This is a genomic window from Mesorhizobium sp. (assembly GCF_005063415.1).
GTDB lineage: Bacteria > Pseudomonadota > Alphaproteobacteria > Rhizobiales > Rhizobiaceae > Mesorhizobium.
In genome coordinates, this window is sequence record NZ_SUEG01000376.1 from 1 (window position 1) to 469 (window position 469).

Annotated in this window: 1 protein-coding gene; it reads right to left on the reverse strand. The window is 54.8% G+C overall.

What is annotated here, in order from left to right; genetic code table 11:
- Positions 1 to 231: 231 nt before the first annotated feature.
- Positions 232 to 408, reverse strand: coding sequence for a hypothetical protein (locus E5W70_RS32680; RefSeq protein ID WP_292665506.1), 177 nt, complete (start codon positions 406 to 408; stop codon positions 232 to 234).
- Between the last annotated feature and the right edge of the window lie 61 nt (positions 409 to 469).

The following is a 469-nucleotide window of genomic DNA, read 5'->3' on the forward strand; positions in this document are numbered from 1 at the left end:
AGGCGCAGCCGGACAACCGCCGCGAGTTTGTGAACGGGGACCGGTACCGCCCCGGCGTGATGGGCTAGCAGACTATTGATCTCAGCAACTACCTTTGGATCGACGGCGTGGGGTAATGGTAGCATCGAAGCCTCCCCTTTCGGAAGAACAACTATAAGCCGATGGGGACGATGAGTCTGGCCGCGTACGTTTTTAACCAAACATCGTGGGCAGTTCACGGCCAACACGCATTCACTCTTTGTTGGCCTGATCAATTTCATCAAGCAAAGACTTATGCTCGTCCGGCAGCCCCTCTTCTACCGGAAGATTTAGCGCCTTGCGAAGGTAGTCGCGGATGGCTTCTGACGTAATCCACCGTCGTATAAGGTCGGCGATAACCTTCTGCTTCCTTTTCTCGACCTCAACCATGGCCGAACCTGCATGCTACATAAACCGAACCAGCTAGGGGCCGGACTTGTTCCTCGGGAAT

Coding starts and splice junctions, on each gene's coding strand:
- E5W70_RS32680 (WP_292665506.1), bottom strand. CDS start 408: ATGGTTGAGGTCGAGAAAAGGAAGCAGAAGGTTATCGCCGACCTTATA.